Here is a 17,996-nt window from a genome sequence, read left to right on the forward strand (position 1 = left end):
GAAAACATGAAAAAAGCAATCAAAGCAGCAGGTTTGGGGTGGGTGTGGGCAGCAGTGGCTATCGTGGGAGTAGTGCCGGTAACGGCGGCGCTGGCCCAGACTACCCAGGTAGCCGCAGGTCAGAAGGTGTTGCAGCTGGTCGCTCATGACCAAGATATCCTGCGCTTGCCGCAGATGCCGCAACGCTTGGCCATCAGCGATGAGACCGTCGCCGATGTGCAGATCTTGTCCCCTGTCGCAGGTGGGCGTGGTGAGGTCTTGCTGGTGGGTAAACGTCCCGGTACGGCGGACCTGCGGATCTGGATGCCGGGTCGTCATACCCCAGAGCGTTGGACGATTCAGGTGCGTAGTCAGGTACAGCAGCAATTGGAACAGGCCGGGCACACTCTGTCGGCGCAAGTGGCCACGGCCGGCTCGCAAGGCTTGTTGACGGGAAGCAGCCCTTCTTTGCTGGAGCATCAGCAGGCTCTGGCGGCAGCGCGATCCGGCAACCCAGATGGGCAGGTACTGGATCTGTCCGACGTGACTACATCCGGCATGGTCCAGGTGGAAGTGAAAGTCGTGGAGGTGTCGCGCGAAGTCATGAAAGACATAGGGCTAAGCGCTGATGTCATCGGCGGCAAGCCGTGGTCGGGCGGTGTCAATCTTTTGCCACAGGCTTTCAGCGGTGGTTTGCGCCTGGCGTACAAATCCACCAATTTTCAGGCGGCCTTGAATTTGCTCGAACAAAATGGCCTGGCCCGCGTGCTGGCCGAACCGACGCTGGTGGCCATGTCAGGTCATAGCGCCAGTTTCTTGTCCGGCGGGGAGATTCCCATTCCCTCTTCGGCCGGCCTGGGCAGCACGACGGTGGAGTACAAGCCTTTTGGCATTGGCCTGACGGTGACGCCGACCGTGCTCTCGCGCGAACGCATCGCCTTGAAGGTGGCTCCCGAAGCCAGCGACCTGGACTACTCCCGAGTGGTGGAAATGCCGGGTGGCGGCATCATGCCGTCGCTGCGCACGCGCCGGGCCGATACCACGATCGAGCTGGGTGATGGCGAAAGCTACATCATCAGTGGGCTGGTGTCGCGCCAGACTGCCGCTGCCGTCAAGAAGATTCCTTTCCTGGGCGACTTGCCCATTCTTGGCAGTTTTTTCCGCAATGTGCAGTACAGCCAGAAAGAGCTGGAGCTGGTGATTGTGGTCACTCCGCGCCTGGTCAAACCTATTCAGAAAGGGGCCACGATTGCGCTGCCTGGCGGCCGTCAGGAAAAAGTGGACGATGCGCCCAATGCCTGGGGCTATTTCTTGCTGGGCCGCCATGGCTACGAGCAGATGCCGGGGTTCTCGCGTTAAGCGGCAGGAGTGGCGAACGTGCAGAGATACAGGCAATACCTGCTGTGTACTGACAGGCCGGGATTGGCCGAGGCGGTCAATGCCGCCGCAGCCGGCTTGCTCAAGGTGCGCGCCATCGTTCCCAAGCAGGAGGACTTGCGCCGGGAGCTGGCGTCCCAGGCTGAGCCTATGGTGTTTTTTGACTTTGCTCATGTACAGGCCGATGGCAGCCAGTCCGGCATGGCCGCCCTGGTTCGCAGTCTGGCCCGCCTGGATGCCAGTGTGCAACGGGTCGCGGTGGGGCGCGTGTCCTACCCCCAGGGGGCGGTCCAGGCCTTGCGTGCCGGTGCCAATGAGTTTTTGAACCTGGATGGCGGCGAAGACGTGCGCGAACAGTTGCAGCGCATCATCGAGCAAAGTGGTCAGAGCCCGTCCAGCATACCGGTCAAGAAAATATTTGGATCTGTTTTGCTGTTGAGCGCACGAACGGGAGTAGGGTGCAGCACCTTGGCGGCCAGTCTGGCTTGGAGTGTTCAACAGTCGATGAATCGCCAAGGCAAGCAATCCCGTGGCTTGCCTGCGAACAAACCTTTGCCGACGGAGCTGGTGCCATTGGGCGAACGGGTCGGTTTGCTGGACCTAGGCTGGCCGGCGGGGGACTGTGCTTTATATACAGACACGGGCTCCGAGTTTGACTTTATTCAGGCCGCCTCCCAGCGCCATAGGCTGGATGACACCATGTTGCATTCGGCGCTGGCCCAGCATAACAGCGGCCTGAATGTGCTGGCCTTGCCTACCGATGTGAACAGTCTGAATCAAATCAGTCTGGAGGACTCGCTGGCGTTATGCAGCTATTTGCGCGAACGCATGGGTTGTTTAGTGATCGATGGCGGCGGTTTTCCCAATCCGCGTTTTTTGGTGGAGCTGGAATCGCAGGTTGATCAGGTGCTGATCGTGACCGATCAAAGCATGGGGGCGCTGGTCTCGCTGGCCGAAACGCTGGCGATCCGCTCCGGTCTGGATGGTCTGGCCACTGTGCGGCTGATCGTGAATCAGTTCGATGAACGCTATGGATTGTCGGCGCAGGCTATTGCCGAGCGTTTTGGGCTGGAGTTGGCCGCCGTGCTGCCCGACCGCCGGCTGGGACACATGCGCAGCGCCAGCCTGGGCAAATTGCTGGTGCAGATGGACGAAAAAGATGCTTATGCGCGTGCCGTCCGGGAATTGGCCACCGGTATGGCAGAGCGCAAAGAAACGGGATTCGCGGCTGAATCGGTATCGGTCTGGAATCGCTTGAAATCCAGGTTAGCGGGCTGAGCAGGCCCATGCATGGAAGATTAACGCATGAATAGTATGTCTTTGCTCGGAGGGCGGCCGGATCTGATTCAGGTCAAAGAGCAGGCCCATGAACATCTGCTGGCTCGCATCGAAGAGCTGGGAGCGGAGTTTGGCCGCTGGACGCGTCAGGCTATACAGGATTTTGTCGGCATCGAGGTGGCCGGGTTTGTGCGTCTAAAGCGTATTCCGGTCAACGAGGCCGAGATCCGCGATGTGGTGCAGGCGCTGACCAAGGAACTGGCCGGCCTGGGCCCCTTAGAGGATTTGCTGGAAGATCCGGCGGTCGAGGATATTTTGATCAATGGCTACGACAAGGTCTTTGTGTCGCGCAGCGGGGTGCTGGGCAGGGAGACGACCCGCTTTACCGACAATCAGCATGTCTTGCGCATTGTGCGCCGCATTCTGGCTCCTTTAGGCCGACGCCTGGACGAGTCTGTGCCTATGGTGGATGCGCGCTTGCCCGATGGGGGCCGTTTGAATGTTGTTATTCATCCCTTGGCGGTCGACGGCCCTATGGTGTCCATCCGCAAATTCCGTAAAGATCCGCTCCGGCCCGACGATTTGATGGCCTTGGGGGCGTTTGATGAATCCATTAATCGCCTGTTGCAGGCTGCTGTCGGCTCGCGCTGCAATATTCTGATTTCGGGCGGCACCAGTTCGGGCAAGACCTCTTTGCTCAATGCTCTGGCTTTTTACATTCCCAAGACCGAGCGTGTCGTCACGGTGGAAGATACCGCCGAACTGGCCTTGAATCACCCGCACGTGGTGCGGCTGGAGGCGCGACAGGCCGGGTATGACGGCAGCGGCGAAATCACGATCCGCGACCTGATCCGCAACAGTCTGCGGATGCGGCCGGATCGTGTCGTCGTTGGCGAGGTGCGCGGTGCCGAAGTGATCGATATGTTGCAGGCCATGAACACGGGACACGAAGGGTCCATGGCGACCATTCATGCCAATTCGCCACGCGAGTGCCTGTACCGTATCGAGATGCTGGCCGGCTTTGCCGGTTTTCAAGGCAGCGAGGACAGTCTGCGGCGGCAAATCGCCAGCGCGCTGGATTTTGTCATTCAGATAGGCCGCCTGCCCAACGGTAAACGGCGCATTCTGTCCATTACCGAAGTCACAGGCATGGGAGATGGCGTCATCGCCATGCAGGAGCTGTACCGCCACGAATCCTATATTGCCGCTGACGATACCGAGCAGGACCGTTGGGTCAGCCTGGGGATTCATCCGCATACCCGCAAGTTGAATCAATATCGCGACCAGATGGCCAATGAACACGCTCAGGCCAGCGAACCGGCCCCCAAAGAAGGCGGCGGCTTTTGGGACTGGAGACGGTAAATGATGGCTGTGCTGATCGCCCTGACGGCGGTGCTGCTGATCCTGGCCGCCTTACTGCTCTGGTCGCAGGCCGGCCGACGCCAACAAAGGCAGCGTACGACCCGTGTGCTGGAGCAGCAGTTGGCGTTGCGCCCCGGCTTGGCGGTGGCTGCGCAGGATGTGCGTCCGGGCATGGATGCCTGGCAAGGAGCCCCCAGAGGGTGGCGCGAATTTATGTTGCGCACGGGAATACAAGCTTCCCGGCGTTTTTATCTGATGTTGCTGGTCTGGGTGGTGGGGCCCGTTGTGTTGGCGCTGCTGCTGGCAGGACCTGTGGCCGCCGCGTGCATCTTGCCGCTTAGCGTTGCGCTGGCCTACGCGTTTCTGTGGTTCAAGGCTGATCGCCGTCATCGCAAGGTCGTCGCGCAGATCCCGGATTTCCTGGACTTGATGGTGCGCCTGATCACGATAGGCAATAGCATGGGGGCGGCCTTTTTGAATGCCGCTGACAGTTCCCCCATGCCTTTGGGACAAGTGCTGCTGGAGGTTAAGGCTTTGCACCGCTCGGGGCAGGAGCTGGATGCAGCCTTGCGGGTCGTGTCGCGTCAGTATGGTCTGCATGAGCTGTATCTGGTGGCGGCGGTGATCGGTGTGGCTCTGCGGTTCGGCGGCCGCAGTGATCAGACGATGGAGCGTATGGCAGGCTTTATGCGTGACCGGGAAAATGCCCGCAATGAACTGGTGGCCCTGTCGGCCGAGGTACGTCTATCGGCCTGGATTCTGGCTTTGTTGCCGGCCTTGATCGCCGTCTACATCTTGTTGTTTAACAATGCGCTATTCATGACGATGTGGCAGGACCCCACAGGGTTTCGCATGCTGGTTTTTGCCGCAGTTCTGCAAGTGGCAGGCTGCTATTGGCTTTACCGCCTGGCGCGCAATGTCTAGGAGCAAACACAGATGACGGGTCAGGTGTGGACATTATGGGCGGGTGCGGCGGCAGCATGTGGTTTAGCCGCGCTGACGCTGTTGGCTCTTTGGCTGATGGGGGGCTGGAGACGCAGACAGCAGCAGCAGCGATTGGCGCAGGCAGTCCAAACGCGTTTGCACAGCGTGCCGGCTACCGGTCCTTTGGCGGAAAACGCCATGCCCAGCCCACCGCGACAGGCTGTCGAGGAACTAAAAAATCGTGCGGGTCTGATGGGCGCGCGCTGGCTGCAGGGCCGGTTCGGCAACAGCTTGCTGGGTGAGCAAGATCGGCAATTGATCAACAGTGCCGGATTCGAAAACGCTGAATCTGCCCGGCAGTATTTCGCATTGTGCCGGGTCGGTCTGAGTGTGGCCTTGATCCTGATATTCAGTTTCTTGCCCTTGACTCGCAGCCTGAACACACTGGTTCCTTTTTTGACGGTGTTTCTGGGCTTTGCTCTGGGCTGGATGTTGCCTAAATGGGTGCTGTTGCGCCGGGCTGCCCGGCGTCGTGCGCAGATGGCCGCAGAGCTGCCTTTGTTTGTGGATTTATTGCGTCTGCTGCAAGGGGTGGGACTGTCTATGGATCAGACGCTCTACACCATCGAGCGCGATTTCAAGGATGCATTGCCCGTCATGAGTTCGGAGCTATCCGTGGCTATCGAGCAGCATGCTCGCGGGCGTACGCGTGAACAATCACTGGAACGCATTGCCACGGGTTTCGACAACGAGGACCTGGCGGTAATTTGCCGACTGATCGTACAGGTGGATCAGCATGGCGGGGCGATGCAGGAGCCCTTGCAGCGCTTTGGCACGCGATTGCGCGATCAACGTCGCCTGGAAATGAAGGAAACCGTGGGCAAGCTGACCGTAAAGATGACGGGCGTGATGGTGCTGACTTTGCTGCCCGCCTTGTTGATTGTTACCGCAGGGTCCGGTTTTCTGGCCCTGTTTCGAGGTTTGAGCCGGGTGGCCGGAGGATGACAAACATGAAATTCCATGCATGCATGCGCAGGATGGCTGCTTTGACGTTCGTCGTTGGCGGCAGCCTTTTGTTATCAGCTTGTTCTAGCACCGACTCGGCCTACGAGCTGATGCGCCAACAGCAGGAGCAGGAGGCCTTTTTGCAAAGCAAGGAAATAGAACATTGGGAAAAGCGCAAACCCGACGATAAGGCCATGGCTGTCCAGATGTTGCAGGAAACCCAGAAGCAGGGTCGCTATTTTGCCTCGCTGGCGTATGCCGATGCCATGCATAAAGAGTATGGCAGCGATCCGGAAATGCGCGTCTTGCGGGCGGAAGCCCTGCGTCAGACCGGGCAACTGGAACAGGCTGCCGCTGCGTTCCAATCCTTGCTGGATACTTCTGTCAGCGCGCGTGCCTATCAGGGATTAGGGCTGATTGCTGGTTCACAGCAACGCTTCGAGGCGGCGGCCCATTATCTGTCCAAAGCGGCGGCTCAAGATCCCACGCAAGCCATGTTGCAAAGCGACCTGGGCTATGCGTATCTGCGTGCCGGACAGCCAGAACAGGCGCGGCTGGCCTTGGGCAAGGCTGCCGAACTGGAGCCGGAGAACGGAAAAATACTAAGCAATATGGCCCTGTACTTGTTGGTCAGCGGTGCAACGCAGCGTGCCCAGTTCGTCATGCACCAAGCCGGCATGGATCAGCAGACACAGCAGGCCGTCGCTCAGATGGCCATGCAGATCGGACAGGAATTGGAGCAGATGCATGCCGTTCGTCAGCGCGAACAATTGTTGGCGCAGGCGCGCCGCTCCCAAGCAGGGACGGCGGTAGTGGGAGATTCGGATCAGGCTCAGCCAACGGGCGCAGTGGTCAGCCGTGACGGACAAGCAGTGGGGGCGCAATCTGCCGCCGCTTCGAGCACATTGCTGGTGAATGCGGGCTTGAACCAGCCTTTGCTGGAAAGATTGGCACCGGTGTCGGCGCATTGATCCAGGACAGCTTATTAAAGGATATGACATGAAGCATTACGCACTATCGGCAGTTTGCACTCTGTTTTTGGCGGGTACCGCGCAGGCTCAAATCCAGTCCCCTCTGACGAGCGATGTCACGCTCGGACCGGTTTCCTATCCCGTGTCCTCTGAACCTGCCAAGAGCGCGTCGGGCACGACTTCTGCGGCACCATCTGTAGCCGCCAAAAAGCCCTACGAAACCTACCACCTGACCACGCAAGAAGTGCATCCCTGGCCGCAGGCCGAGGGTTTGTCTGTGCAGGTACAGACAGATCGTCGTCATATTCCCCCTGTTCTGGAGGTGGGTCTCGGTACTCGCAGTCTGCTCAACATGCAGGCCGACCCACAGCGCGACGGCCAGGCGCTTCCGGTTGCCGGGGCAGCGGCCGCGCTGGCTTGGGAGCGCTACCTGAACAGTTTTAAACATCCGATTCCTGAATATATGCAGGAACGGGTCAAGTCCGGCAGCGATAAGTAAATACGGATGGCAAAGGAGAGGGCATGACGTGGTTCGGGCGTAGGCAACGGGCACAGCGAGTCGACAGGCAGGCCGGATCGGTGATCGTGCCTGCCGCCGCTGCCCTTTTGGTCGGGCTGGTCCTGCTGGGAGCGGCGCAACTGGGCCAGAACTTTTACATTAAGCGCGAACTGCAAAATGCCGCTGATCTGGCTGCACTGGCGGGGGCCCAATCCTTAGGGGCGGGCGATACGCTCGGGTGCCAGCAGGCACAGCGCATGGCCGACATCAGTCTGCGTAGCCAGGAAGGCTCTGCGGCCGCGGAACTGGGCGGCGCGGGCGTTCAAGTGCAATGCGGTCGTTGGGAGGGAGGGGCGCACGATCCGGCGCAGCGCTTTACAGAAGGGCTGCCGGCGCATTCCGTGCAGGTTCGCTTGCGCCATCAGGCCCCATCATTGTTTCCTTTTCTGTCGCCCGCTTCCATTGATGCATTGGCCGTGGCCAATACCAGCGAACCCGTAGCCACGTTTTCAGTAGGCAGCCGCTTGTTGGCGCTAAAGAAAAACGGTCTGGTCTATCAGTTACTGCGCGGCGTGGGCTTGAGCGCCAATGATTTAAGAGTGCTCGATTCCGCAGGTCTGGTCAATGCCTCGATCACGCCTTCTGGTTTGCTCAAGGCTTTGGGCTTGCCGGCGACGGTCATTGCCGGTGTAGGCACGCCGGATGAGCTGGCGCGACTGGAACAGTTGACCTTGGCCGACTTGCTCGATGCCAGTCTGGAACTTGTGGATCAGCAAAAGACCTTGGGTCTGGACGTGGGAGCGTTACAGGAGTTCATACGTTTGCTGCTGGGCGTGGGGGCGTTGGACGTGCCTATCAAGCTGTTGGGTGAAGGCGGTGTATTGGCGGTGGTTGATGGGGTTGACCCCTTGTCGGCCTTGAACGTCAAGCTGGATGTACTGCAACTGGTAAGTACTGGCTTGGTCGTGGCCAACGGCGCAAACCTGATTGATTTGAACCTGTCTGGCCTGCCGATATCGCCGTTTAATAAAACCGTGGATCTGCGGGTCCGCATTGTGGAGCCACCCAGTATTGCCGTGGGCGGAGTCGGTACCACAGCCAATTCCGCAGGCGTGCGAGTGTATTTAAAGTTGGATACATCCAATATCCCAGCTGTTGGTCCCATCTTGAAAGTATTGGGTACACAAGTCAGCTTACCTTTGATCATCGAGTTATCGCAGGCACGCGGTAAGTTGGTCAATGTATGTCGGGCTCCTATTGAGCGAGATCAGGCCACTGTTGCCGTTACATCGTCCTTGGTCAATGTGTGCCTGGGGCAGTTCCCGCATAACGATTTTTTTTCCGCATCTAATAGCTGCAAGGACACAGAGTTCGGCACGATCGAACGACATGAAATTATTAATGTGTTGGGGATTTTGCCCTTGACCGCAAAGGTCGCCTTGCCGTTGATTAGCTCTAAAAGCCCTAGAGAGGTTACGTTAACAGCCCCCCCGGGAAGCCCTTCAGAGGATACCGTCAAAGCGCTGGATATCAATCTGGGAGACAGCGTGCGGTTATTGTCTGATGCGATATTTGACGGTTTGCTGGGTGATATTTTGAATGCTGTTCCTGCCGTCAGATTGAGTGCCGAAGAAAAGAAAAAAATGGCAAGCAGTTTGGTGGGCGATGGAGAAGGACGCTCGATCTCCGCAGTCGCCGCGGAAATGAATTGGTCCAAAGAAAGAATGAATCAGATTGCGAAATCAATGGGGGCTAATGGACTGACAGGTGTATTGGGGGGGACATTGAGCCTGGTCGATAATCTGTTGGTGACCATACTGGCTGCTCCTTTGGGGGATTTCCTGTGTTTGCTGGGGGGGATTGGCGGTGAAAAGGCCATGAATGACTGCAGGGTTGGGGCAGTCGAGACATTGGTCTTGAAGGGGAATGGAGTATTAAGTGATCAAGGCAGCTCTGGCTTGCTTGGAGCCGTTCTGAATATGGTTGTTGCACTACTGGACCCGGTGCTGCATGCATTGAGTGCCTTGCTCGAAGGCTTGTTGCAGTTGCTTGGACTGAGTTTGGTCGAGGCTGATGTCAAGCTGCACGATGTTCAGTGCGGCACGGCGTACCTGGTGCAGTAGATAAAGGGCGGACAAGACGATGAGCAGCGGTTTCCTGGGTAATGAACCAATTGTGTATGTTTGGGAGGGGGCGTCCGATCTGGCGGCGCGTGCCGAGCGTGCCCTGGACAGTTCCTCGGTGGCTGTACTGCGTGTGGACCCGTCGCTGCAATTGGACACCCAGACCTATCCTACCCAGCAGGCGGTGGCACTGGTGTCGGTCAGCGTCATGGCGCAAGGCCGGTTCGAGCAGCACGATTGGCTGGTCAGGCATGCCATACCGGTCATCTGGGTGGCCTCACAAGAACGCAGCTACGATCCACGCTTTTATCCGTCCGCTTATTCGTATACCTTGCCGCTGACATTTAGCGGGGCGCAGTTACGTGCTTTAGTGGCCAAGCTGGCCGGTCTGGCGGCTCAGGCCGAGCGCTCCGAGCAAGTAGGGGCACATCCGCTGGTGGCCGTATCGCCGCCGATGCGGGCCTTGCTGGCCGAGGCGGATATGTACGCCGACAGTGGGGCCAGCGTATTGATTCACGGTGAAACCGGCGTGGGCAAGGAGCGTATCGCCCGCTTGTTGCATGAACGCTCCAGGCGGTCCCAAGGGCCTTTTGTGCCTGTCAATTGCGGCGCTGTCCCCGAGGGGCTGTTTGAAGCTCACTTTTTTGGTCATGCCAAAGGAGCGTTCACGGGAGCCATCGGCGCGCATAAAGGGTATTTCGAGCAGGCCGACCAAGGCACCTTGTTTTTGGATGAAATCGGCGATCTTCCTTTGCATCAGCAGGTCAAGTTGCTGCGTGTGCTGGAGCAGCGCACGGTTACCCGGCTGGGGGCCACACAAGATATTTCCGTGGACTTTCGCATGGTGGCGGCGACCAACAAAAATTTGTTGGACTTGGTGCGTACCGGGCAGTTTCGCGCCGATCTGTACTACCGGTTGGCCGTGGTCGAATTAGTCATACCGAATCTGGAGCAGCGTGGGCCGCAGGAAAAAATTGCTATTTTTTGCGCCTTGCTCGAACAGGAACTGCAGTGCGACATCGAGGACATACCGCAGTGGGTACTCGATACGGTCGGCAGCATGCGCTTTAATGGCAATGTGCGCGAACTGGCCAATCTGGTCGAGCGTGTCGCCGTCATGAGCAAGCAGTTCGGGGCATGGGAATCAGTACACCTGCGTCAGGTGCTCGAGCGTTTCAATGCTCCGCTAGAGTCGCAGGCTATGCCGGGAGGCGATGTCGCGCCGCTGCGCCAGTACCAGGTACCGATACCGGCTTTGAGCGAAGCTGAGCAGCACGAACGGGATCGTATCGTGGCGGCCTTGGATTCGCAGAGCTGGCGTCGGCAGGACACCGCGGCTGTTTTGGGAATATCTCGTAAGGTTTTGTGGGAAAAAATGCGTAAATTCAACATAAAGGCACAAGATGCCACAAGTGACGTTTAGAATACGCACTGCTCTCTAGATCAAGCGAATCACAATAAATGGACTTACAAGGGAAGGGTATGGTGATCCTTAGTCGCAAGACAGGCGTGGCTCTGTCGTTGGGTGCGCTGTTTGCGCTGTCGGCATGTAGTTCCGTGTCCTTGAAGCAGGAGCCGCAGCGGCCCGTGGTGGCGCAGACTCAGAATGAGGCCGTTCAGGAGGTAGAGCCGGTCGCTCCTGCCGCCGCGCCTGCGGCACCGGCCAGCCGGCCAGCCGCCACGTTAAATACCACGGTTTCCGAACTGCAGCAGCTTATCCAGGCGCGTGGCGTGCAGGAACTGCGTACCGCCTATAACGGTCGTTACGGTGCCAGCCTGCTGTTTGCATCCGAGAACCTGACGTATTACGTGGCCCTGTTTCAGCAACGCGAGTTCTGGCGGGTGTTCAAGACCAGCGATGCGGACCTGGCCGAGCGTATGTATACTCAGTACCGCCAGGATACGGTGGACTATGCCGCTTCGGATCTGGAACGGATCAAGCTGCAGGCCGAAGTAGCCCGTACCGAAAAAGAATTGACCGAGAGCGCCGATCAATTGACCGTGTTGCAGAACGATCTGGTCATGCAGCGTCAGCAGGAAGCCTTGGCCATTGCCCAGCGTGAAGAGGCCCGCCGCCAAGCACAGGCTCTGGCCGAACAGGAACGCGACGCACGCGACCAACTGCGCGAATTACAGCGTCAGATCAAAGAGCTGGAGCAACAGCGCGCCGGCATGCTGGAGCGCCAGAAACGGCGCTGACCGTCGCACCCCAAGCAAAAAAGCCGCAGCGGTGCCAGCCCTGCGGTTTTTTTGCTTTTATCGGGACAGGTGTCGCATGGCCTCTTCCAGACCTGCCGTGGTGACCGGGTACATATGGCCGGACATCAGGTTTTCGATGATGGCGATGGATTGGCGGTAGGGCCAGTAGGCGCGCGGTTCGGGGTTCAGCCAGACGGCACGCGGCCAGTGCTCTTGCAGGCGTTGCAGCCAGGCCGCACCGGTTTCCGGGTTGTAATGTTCGACCGAACCGCCGGGGGCCATGATTTCGTACGGACTCATGGTGGCATCGCCCACGATAATGACGCGCCAGTCCTCGTTGTACTTGCGCAGCAGATCCCAGGTATCCAGACGTTCGTCGTGACGGCGCGAATTGTGTCGCCAAAGTGTCTCGTACACGCAATTGTGGAAGTAGTAGGCTTCCAGATGCTTGAATTCGGAGCGCGCCGCCGAGAACAGGGCTTCAACCTGGGCGATATGGTCGTCCATGCTGCCGCCCACATCCAGCAGTATCAACACGTTGACGCGGTTCTGCCGTTCCGCGCGCATCTGCAGATCCAACAAACCGGCATTGCGCGCCGTCTCGCGTATGGTGCTGTCCAGATCCAGTTCGTTGGGTGCGCCTTCGCGGGCAAAGCGCCGCAGTCGGCGCAACGCCATCTTGAAATTGCGCGTGCCTAATTCCTGGCTGTCGTCGTAGTCCTGAAATTCGCGTTTTTCCCAGACTTTGATGGCCGTGCGGTTTCCTGCCGATGGCCCGCCCAGGCGTATGCCTTCGGGGTGGTAGCCGCCGTGGCCAAAAGGGGATGAGCCGCCGGTGCCGATCCACTTGCTGCCGCCTGCGTGGCGCTCTTTCTGTTCGTTCAAGCGCTCTTTGAACATCTCCAGCAATCGGTCCAGGCCGTGTTTTTCCAGGGCGGCTTTTTCTTCCGGACTCAGGTGCTTGGTCAGTGTCTGGCGCAACCAGTCCTCGGGCAGCACTTTGCCTTCTTCCAGGGCTTGCAGTTGCGGGGCGTAGAACTCGCCGAAGGCTTGGTCAAAACGGTCGTAGAGTGTCTCGTCCTTGATCAAGACCAGTCTGGACAAGGTGTAGAACTCGTCCAGGCTGGGCGGCATGATGCCTTGGCGCAAGGCGTCCAGCAGCGTCAGATGCTCCTGGATGGAAACGGGCAGGCCGCGGGTGCGCAGGTGGTAGAAGAACTCAAGCAGCATGGCCGTACTGCGCTAAGCGTTCGAGTAGGCGCGCGCGCGACGACGGCCATTCCTGGGCAAGCAGACTGTAGAGCATGGTGTCGCGAACCGTGCCGTCGCGCCGCAGAATATGGTGGCGCATACGGCCTTCAAACTGTGCGCCCAGGCGTGCGATGGCCTGCTGAGAGGCCACATTCAGATTGTCCGTGCGCCAGCCTACAGCGGCGGCACCCAAGGTATTGAAGGCGTGATCCAGCAAGAGCAGTTTGCAGGCCGTGTTGACGTGGCTGCGCTGCATGCGCTTGGCATACCAGGTATAGCCGATGTCCAGCCGCGCCACGCTGGGGTCTATATGGTAGTAGCGTGTCGTGCCCACGGCCTGTCCGCTGGTCAGGTCACGCACCAGAAAGGGCAGCATATGACCTTGCTGCAACCCGTCCAGCGCGACGCGCACGTATTGCTCGGCCTGACCGGGGCCGGGGACGCCGGCAAAACGCAAGGTCCATAGTTCGCCGTCGGCAGCGGCTTGCTCCAGCAGGGGCGTGTGTTCGGCTTGCAAAGGGTCCAGGCGCACCCCCCAGCCTTGCAGCGTCGTCGGGGCAATGGGGGTCGAAAAGGCGTGGTGCGTCATGTCAGCCTCGACGTTGGGTTCTTTGGCTCATCGCGGCCAGGCGCTGCATCAGGGAAAGATCTTGTTCGTTCTTGAGCAGCGCCCCTGCCATCGGTGGCAGTCCGTGGTCCAGCTCCTGCAGGGCACTGGCCGGGACATCGTGGGCCAGAAGCAGATGCAGCCAATCCAGAAACTCCGAGGTGGATGGCTTTTTCTTCAAGCCGGGGACGTCGCGCAAGGCAAAGAAGGTGTCCAGCGCACTACCCAGAATGTCGCTGCGCAGGTTCGGGTAATGCACCGCCACGATCTGTTCCATGGTGGCCCGCTCCGGGAAACGGATGTAGTGAAAAAAGCAACGGCGCAAAAAAGCGTCCGGCAAGTCTTTCTCGTTGTTCGAGGTAATGATGATCAGCGGCCGGTGTATGGCTTTGACGGTCTGGCGTGTCTCGTACACATGAAACTCCATGCGATCGAGCTCTTGCAGCAAATCGTTGGGAAACTCGATATCGGCCTTGTCGATTTCGTCGATCAGCACCACGCTGGGCTGCTCGGATTCGAATGCTTGCCAGAGCACGCCTTGCACGATGTAGTTGCCGATGTCGCGTACTTTTTCCTCGCCCAGCTGCGAGTCGCGCAGACGCGAGACGGCGTCATACTCGTACAGCCCCTGGTGTGCCTTGGTGGTGGATTTGATGTGCCATTGCAGCAGAGGGCGCTCCAGGGCGCGCGCCACTTCCAGGGCCAGCAGTGTCTTGCCCGTGCCGGGCTCGCCCTTGATCAGTAGCGGACGTTGCAGTGCCAAAGCGGCATTGACCGCCAGTTTCAGGTCATCGGTGGCAACGTACTGGTCGGTCCCTTCAAAAGAGGCGGGTGCGTCGGAACGGTAAGCGGTGGTCATGTTGCGTATCCTGTTGCTGACGTCAAATATTGATCTGTCAAGAATGGGTTTTCAGGGATAAACACTATATCAATCATACTTGGCAAGTATCATACAATCGACGCAGGGCAAAGGGTTCTCCTGCGCCCTGGTACTCGTCGGTCAGCATCACAGAGCCAGGTGTCGCGTTGTCCCACCCCGTGCTGTATTTGACGCAGAGAACCTGACCCGGACCGTTTTCAACTCCACGACAAAGCGAATAGCGATGAGGAAGTTGCAAATGAAGCGGTATGTCTCTTTTATTTTTCTGGCCGCATCGTTCTGTACCGGCCTTCCGGCCCTGGCGCAGAATGCTCCGGCTGTTCAGGCCAATCCCCAGGCCGCGCACGACAAAATTTCCATGTGCATAGGCTGTCACGGCCTGCCCGGCTACAAGGCCAGCTTCCCCGAGGTATATCACGTGCCCAAGATCGCAGGGCAGGGCGCGGCCTATATCCAGGCGGCGCTGAAGGAATACGCCAGCGGTGCCCGTAGCTTTCCGACGATGCAGGCCATCGCGCAAAGCCTGTCCGAACAGGACATGGCCGATATAGCCGCGTATTACGCCGGCATCAAACCATAAGAAAGGGGGCGAGCATGCAAAAAACAGTACTGCTGGCAGCGACACTGCTGGCCTGGACGGGCACGGCTTGGGCGGCCGATGATGTCAAGGTCGTGGGCGAGGCCGCCTGGAAGAAATTCAACTGTGCATCCTGTCATGGCGCGGATGCCAAGACGCCGTTAAATCCCGACTACCCGATACTGGCCGGGCAGCATGCGGATTATCTGCGCCAGTCCCTGATGGCTTACCAGCGTGGCCAGGCCGGCGCGCCCGCCACGGCGAATATTCGCAAGAATGCCGTCATGGGGGCGATGGCGGCAAGCCTGGGGCAGGCGGACATCGATAGCATTTCGGTTTGGCTGGCCAGCCTTCCCGGCCCCTTGTCAACGCATAAATAAATTTTAATTACGGGTGGCCCGGCGCAGGATCAGTTCGATATAGCGTTCGTTGTTCAGTGGCGTGCCCAGGCGCTGGGCTTCCCAGATGACTTCACCCAAGGCGTCCATGATGATGTGGGCGGCTTCGTGGCGATCGTGCGTAGTCAACAGTTTTTGGTACGCGGCTTTGATGCCTGGCGGCTGGTCGATGGAGAGCTGCTCGTCGATGGCCAGGTGCATGGACAGGTGCAAAAAGGGATTGGTGCGTCCTTGCTCGACCGAATAGTTCTGCTCGACAGCATCTGGGTTGCTCAGATCATCGTGGTATTCGGGGTGCTGTCGCATCAGGTCCACAGCCATGGTTTCCAGGGCGGTCAGCAGGTGGCCGCCCTGGTGCTTTTGCCAGGCTTCGATGAAGAATTGGCGGACCTGTTCGCGGGAAGGATTGAACATGGTTTAGTCTTGAAATAAAAAAATCCGTAACCGGGCATGCGCACGTCGGTATTGGATGAGTGTACGCGCCTTGTGCACGCCTATGTGCGGTACGTGTAGAATCAATAGCCGGCACAGAATGGAGACATTCTTGGCAAACATTGAGTCTGCAGGCGCATGATTGCGCAGGAATTAAGTTAAACTCTTATATAAGACTCCGGAAACGCCGACGCGTTCCGTGTTTAGCCATTTTCTATTATTGGAGCACAACTGGAGCATCCATGTCTTATCAGCACATCAAGATCCCCGCGTCGGGGCAGAAAATCACGGTCAACGCGGACTTTTCCCTGAACGTCCCCGATCAACCCATCGTTCCTTACATCGAGGGCGATGGCACGGGCGTGGACATCTCGCCTGTCATGATCAAGGTGGTTGACGCTGCCGTGGCCAAGGCCTACGGCGGCAAGCGCCAGATCCATTGGATGGAAGTCTACGCCGGCGAAAAATCCACCCAGGTCTACGGTTCGGACGTCTGGCTGCCCGAAGAAACGCTGGACGCCGTCAAGGATTACGTCGTTTCCATCAAAGGCCCCCTGACCACGCCCGTAGGCGGCGGCATCCGTTCCCTGAACGTGGCCCTGCGTCAGCAACTGGACCTGTACGTCTGCCTGCGCCCTGTGCGTTACTTCACCGGCGTTCCTTCGCCTGTGCGTGAACCCCAGAAGACCAATATGGTCATCTTCCGCGAGAACTCGGAAGACATCTACGCCGGTATCGAATTCGAAGCCGAATCCGAAAACGCCAAGAAACTGATCGACTTCCTGCAGAACTCGCTGGGCGTCAACAAGATCCGCTTCCCAGGCACCTCGGGCATCGGCGTCAAGCCCGTGTCGCGCGAAGGTACCGAGCGCCTGGTGCGCAAGGCCATCCAGTACGCCATCGACAACGATCGCTCCTCTGTGACTATCGTTCACAAAGGCAACATCATGAAGTTCACCGAAGGCGGCTTCCGTGACTGGGCTTACGCTCTGGCCCAGAAGGAATTCGGTGCCGAACTGATCGACGGCGGCCCATGGTGCAAGTTCAAGAATCCCAAGACCGGTCGCGAGATCACGGTCAAGGATTCGATTGCCGACGCCTTCCTGCAGCAGATCCTGCTGCGTCCTGCCGAATACGATGTCATCGCCACACTGAACCTGAACGGCGACTACATCTCCGACGCTCTGGCTGCCCAGGTTGGCGGTATCGGCATTGCTCCCGGCGCGAACCTGTCCGATTCCGTGGCCATGTTCGAAGCCACGCACGGCACGGCTCCCAAGTACGCCGGCAAGGACTACGTGAACCCAGGTTCGCTGATCCTGTCCGCCGAAATGATGCTGCGTCACATGGGCTGGACCGAAGCGGCCGACCTGATCATTGCCAGCATGGAAAAATCCATCACGTCCCGCAAGGTCACTTATGACTTTGCTCGCTTGATGGAAGGCGCCACTCAGGTGTCGTGCTCCGGTTTCGGCGAAGTCATGATCGAAAACATGTAATCGTTGCGGGCCATTGTGCCTGCTCGATACAGAAAAAGCCGTCGGCCTTGCAGGTCGGCGGCTTTTTTACTGTTCTGTCCGTTCCGGTGCCGGGTGTCATGTTTGCCTGGGCCAGGGCATCACATCAGAAAGGGGTAAGCGCATGCGTGAAGGATTGGAAAAACTGCTGGCGGCGGGCAAGGATAGCGCCTTGTTGCGTCTGGGTCTGGGCAATGCCTGTCTTGCCGATGGCGACTTGGCGATGGCCGAGGAGCACCTGCGCCGTGCCGTTTGCATGGACGCGAACTATACGGCAGCCTGGAAACAGTTGGGACGGGTCTTATTGGACAGTGCCCAGCCGACACAGGCACAACATGCGCTGGAGCAAGGGCTGGAGGTGGCGCGCCGTCACGGTGACAAGCAGGCGGAAAAAGAAATGCAGGTTTTTTTGAAGCGTGCTTTGAAGGCGCAGTCAGCAGGAAAATAATAATTTAAGCTTAAAAAGAAAGGTGCCTTCTTAGTTCTGTTTGAGGCGGTATCAGTGCATTCCCTAAGTGTGACATTGTCATAATTGGGGCACAATACGTTTCATGCAGGTGAGGAGACAAAGCCCGCTTAAGCAGGCAACAAGACCGACACTGATTGGTCGCCATTAT

General features: G+C 58.6%; 18 protein-coding genes. 14 read left to right on the top strand and 4 right to left on the bottom strand.

Annotated elements, in window-relative coordinates; translation table 11 throughout:
* Nucleotides 1–6: 6 nt before the first annotated feature.
* From AADW57_RS05245 to AADW57_RS05290, 10 genes are read left to right on the top strand one after another with little or no spacing between them, the layout of a single operon-like run.
* Nucleotides 7–1,338, top strand: a complete 1,332-nt coding sequence (locus tag AADW57_RS05245) for a type II and III secretion system protein family protein (protein WP_341669003.1) — start codon at nt 7–9, stop codon at nt 1,336–1,338.
* 18 nt (nt 1,339–1,356) lie between these two features.
* Nucleotides 1,357–2,634, top strand: coding sequence for a pilus assembly protein CpaF (locus AADW57_RS05250; protein WP_341669004.1), 1,278 nt, complete (start codon nt 1,357–1,359; stop codon nt 2,632–2,634).
* Between the two features lie 27 nt (nt 2,635–2,661).
* Nucleotides 2,662–3,996 carry a CpaF family protein gene (locus tag AADW57_RS05255; protein WP_341669005.1) on the top strand — a complete coding sequence of 445 codons (1,335 nt, stop codon included), beginning with the start codon at nt 2,662–2,664 and terminating at the stop codon, nt 3,994–3,996.
* Nucleotides 3,997–4,920, top strand: a complete 924-nt coding sequence (locus AADW57_RS05260) for a type II secretion system F family protein (RefSeq protein WP_341669006.1) — start codon at nt 3,997–3,999, stop codon at nt 4,918–4,920.
* A 12-nt stretch (nt 4,921–4,932) separates the two neighbouring features.
* Nucleotides 4,933–5,925: a type II secretion system F family protein gene (locus AADW57_RS05265; RefSeq protein WP_341669007.1), complete on the top strand. Its 993-nt coding sequence runs from the start codon at nt 4,933–4,935 to the stop codon at nt 5,923–5,925.
* Nucleotides 5,926–5,930: 5 nt separating this feature from the next.
* The gene (locus AADW57_RS05270; RefSeq protein ID WP_341669008.1) at nt 5,931–6,896 is read left to right on the top strand and encodes a tetratricopeptide repeat protein; all 966 of its coding nucleotides are present in this window, start codon (nt 5,931–5,933) and stop codon (nt 6,894–6,896) included.
* Between the two features lie 28 nt (nt 6,897–6,924).
* On the top strand, nt 6,925–7,395 hold the full coding sequence (locus tag AADW57_RS05275; protein WP_341669009.1) for a DUF3613 domain-containing protein: 471 nt from the start codon (nt 6,925–6,927) through the stop codon (nt 7,393–7,395).
* A 23-nt stretch (nt 7,396–7,418) separates the two neighbouring features.
* A complete protein-coding gene (locus AADW57_RS05280; RefSeq protein WP_341669010.1) occupies nt 7,419–9,518 on the top strand; it encodes a pilus assembly protein TadG-related protein in 2,100 nt (699 codons plus the stop codon).
* A gap of 19 nt (nt 9,519–9,537) precedes the next feature.
* Nucleotides 9,538–10,941, top strand: coding sequence for a sigma-54 dependent transcriptional regulator (locus AADW57_RS05285; protein WP_341669011.1), 1,404 nt, complete (start codon nt 9,538–9,540; stop codon nt 10,939–10,941).
* A gap of 59 nt (nt 10,942–11,000) precedes the next feature.
* Entirely contained in the window at nt 11,001–11,717 is a 717-nt protein-coding gene (locus AADW57_RS05290) for a DUF2968 domain-containing protein (RefSeq protein WP_341669012.1), read from the top strand.
* 57 nt (nt 11,718–11,774) lie between these two features.
* On the opposite strand, the gene AADW57_RS05295 is transcribed toward AADW57_RS05290, so the two are convergent.
* From AADW57_RS05295 to AADW57_RS05305, 3 genes are read right to left on the bottom strand one after another with little or no spacing between them, the layout of a single operon-like run.
* Complete coding sequence (locus AADW57_RS05295; protein WP_341669013.1) at nt 11,775–12,947, bottom strand: vWA domain-containing protein; 1,173 nt, start codon at nt 12,945–12,947, stop codon at nt 11,775–11,777.
* The gene (locus tag AADW57_RS05300; RefSeq protein WP_341669014.1) at nt 12,937–13,557 is read right to left on the bottom strand and encodes a GNAT family N-acetyltransferase; all 621 of its coding nucleotides are present in this window, start codon (nt 13,555–13,557) and stop codon (nt 12,937–12,939) included. The genes AADW57_RS05295 and AADW57_RS05300 overlap by 11 nt, the downstream gene beginning before the upstream one ends.
* Nucleotide 13,558: 1 nt before the next feature.
* The gene (locus AADW57_RS05305) at nt 13,559–14,434 is read right to left on the bottom strand and encodes an AAA family ATPase (RefSeq protein ID WP_341669015.1); all 876 of its coding nucleotides are present in this window, start codon (nt 14,432–14,434) and stop codon (nt 13,559–13,561) included.
* Nucleotides 14,435–14,693: 259 nt separating this feature from the next.
* Here AADW57_RS05305 and AADW57_RS05310 point away from each other — a divergent pair, with 259 nt between their 5' ends.
* Nucleotides 14,694–15,035, top strand: a complete 342-nt coding sequence (locus AADW57_RS05310; RefSeq protein ID WP_341669016.1) for a c-type cytochrome — start codon at nt 14,694–14,696, stop codon at nt 15,033–15,035.
* A 14-nt stretch (nt 15,036–15,049) separates the two neighbouring features.
* On the top strand, nt 15,050–15,412 hold the full coding sequence (locus tag AADW57_RS05315; protein WP_341669017.1) for a c-type cytochrome: 363 nt from the start codon (nt 15,050–15,052) through the stop codon (nt 15,410–15,412).
* 3 nt (nt 15,413–15,415) lie between these two features.
* Here the strand turns inward: AADW57_RS05315 and AADW57_RS05320 are convergent, their stop codons facing one another.
* The gene (locus AADW57_RS05320) at nt 15,416–15,844 is read right to left on the bottom strand and encodes a DUF1841 family protein (RefSeq protein WP_341669018.1); all 429 of its coding nucleotides are present in this window, start codon (nt 15,842–15,844) and stop codon (nt 15,416–15,418) included.
* A 260-nt stretch (nt 15,845–16,104) separates the two neighbouring features.
* On the opposite strand from AADW57_RS05320, the gene icd reads away from it, so the two are divergent.
* A complete protein-coding gene (gene icd, locus AADW57_RS05325) occupies nt 16,105–17,361 on the top strand; it encodes an NADP-dependent isocitrate dehydrogenase (RefSeq protein ID WP_341669019.1) in 1,257 nt (418 codons plus the stop codon).
* A gap of 142 nt (nt 17,362–17,503) precedes the next feature.
* Entirely contained in the window at nt 17,504–17,827 is a 324-nt protein-coding gene (locus tag AADW57_RS05330) for a tetratricopeptide repeat protein (protein ID WP_341669021.1), read from the top strand.
* Nucleotides 17,828–17,996 lie beyond the last annotated feature (169 nt).

The sequence above is a fragment of the Alcaligenes sp. SDU_A2 genome (genome assembly GCF_038237375.1).
Taxonomy (GTDB): Bacteria; Pseudomonadota; Gammaproteobacteria; order Burkholderiales; family Burkholderiaceae_B; genus Alcaligenes.

Excerpts from the sequence above, each read along its gene's own strand:
- AADW57_RS05245 (WP_341669003.1), top strand. The coding sequence starts at position 7 with ATGAAAAAAGCAATCAAAGCAGCAGGTTTGGGGTGGGTGTGGGCAGCA.
- AADW57_RS05255 (WP_341669005.1), top strand. The coding sequence starts at position 2,662 with ATGAATAGTATGTCTTTGCTCGGAGGGCGGCCGGATCTGATTCAGGTC.
- AADW57_RS05260 (WP_341669006.1), top strand. The coding sequence starts at position 3,997 with ATGATGGCTGTGCTGATCGCCCTGACGGCGGTGCTGCTGATCCTGGCC.
- AADW57_RS05265 (WP_341669007.1), top strand. The coding sequence starts at position 4,933 with ATGACGGGTCAGGTGTGGACATTATGGGCGGGTGCGGCGGCAGCATGT.
- AADW57_RS05270 (WP_341669008.1), top strand. The coding sequence starts at position 5,931 with ATGAAATTCCATGCATGCATGCGCAGGATGGCTGCTTTGACGTTCGTC.
- AADW57_RS05275 (WP_341669009.1), top strand. The coding sequence starts at position 6,925 with ATGAAGCATTACGCACTATCGGCAGTTTGCACTCTGTTTTTGGCGGGT.
- AADW57_RS05280 (WP_341669010.1), top strand. The coding sequence starts at position 7,419 with ATGACGTGGTTCGGGCGTAGGCAACGGGCACAGCGAGTCGACAGGCAG.
- AADW57_RS05285 (WP_341669011.1), top strand. The coding sequence starts at position 9,538 with ATGAGCAGCGGTTTCCTGGGTAATGAACCAATTGTGTATGTTTGGGAG.
- AADW57_RS05290 (WP_341669012.1), top strand. The coding sequence starts at position 11,001 with ATGGTGATCCTTAGTCGCAAGACAGGCGTGGCTCTGTCGTTGGGTGCG.
- AADW57_RS05295 (WP_341669013.1), bottom strand. The coding sequence starts at position 12,947 with ATGCTGCTTGAGTTCTTCTACCACCTGCGCACCCGCGGCCTGCCCGTT.
- AADW57_RS05300 (WP_341669014.1), bottom strand. The coding sequence starts at position 13,557 with ATGACGCACCACGCCTTTTCGACCCCCATTGCCCCGACGACGCTGCAA.
- AADW57_RS05305 (WP_341669015.1), bottom strand. The coding sequence starts at position 14,434 with ATGACCACCGCTTACCGTTCCGACGCACCCGCCTCTTTTGAAGGGACC.
- AADW57_RS05310 (WP_341669016.1), top strand. The coding sequence starts at position 14,694 with ATGAAGCGGTATGTCTCTTTTATTTTTCTGGCCGCATCGTTCTGTACC.
- AADW57_RS05315 (WP_341669017.1), top strand. The coding sequence starts at position 15,050 with ATGCAAAAAACAGTACTGCTGGCAGCGACACTGCTGGCCTGGACGGGC.
- AADW57_RS05320 (WP_341669018.1), bottom strand. The coding sequence starts at position 15,844 with ATGTTCAATCCTTCCCGCGAACAGGTCCGCCAATTCTTCATCGAAGCC.
- icd (WP_341669019.1), top strand. The coding sequence starts at position 16,105 with ATGTCTTATCAGCACATCAAGATCCCCGCGTCGGGGCAGAAAATCACG.
- AADW57_RS05330 (WP_341669021.1), top strand. The coding sequence starts at position 17,504 with ATGCGTGAAGGATTGGAAAAACTGCTGGCGGCGGGCAAGGATAGCGCC.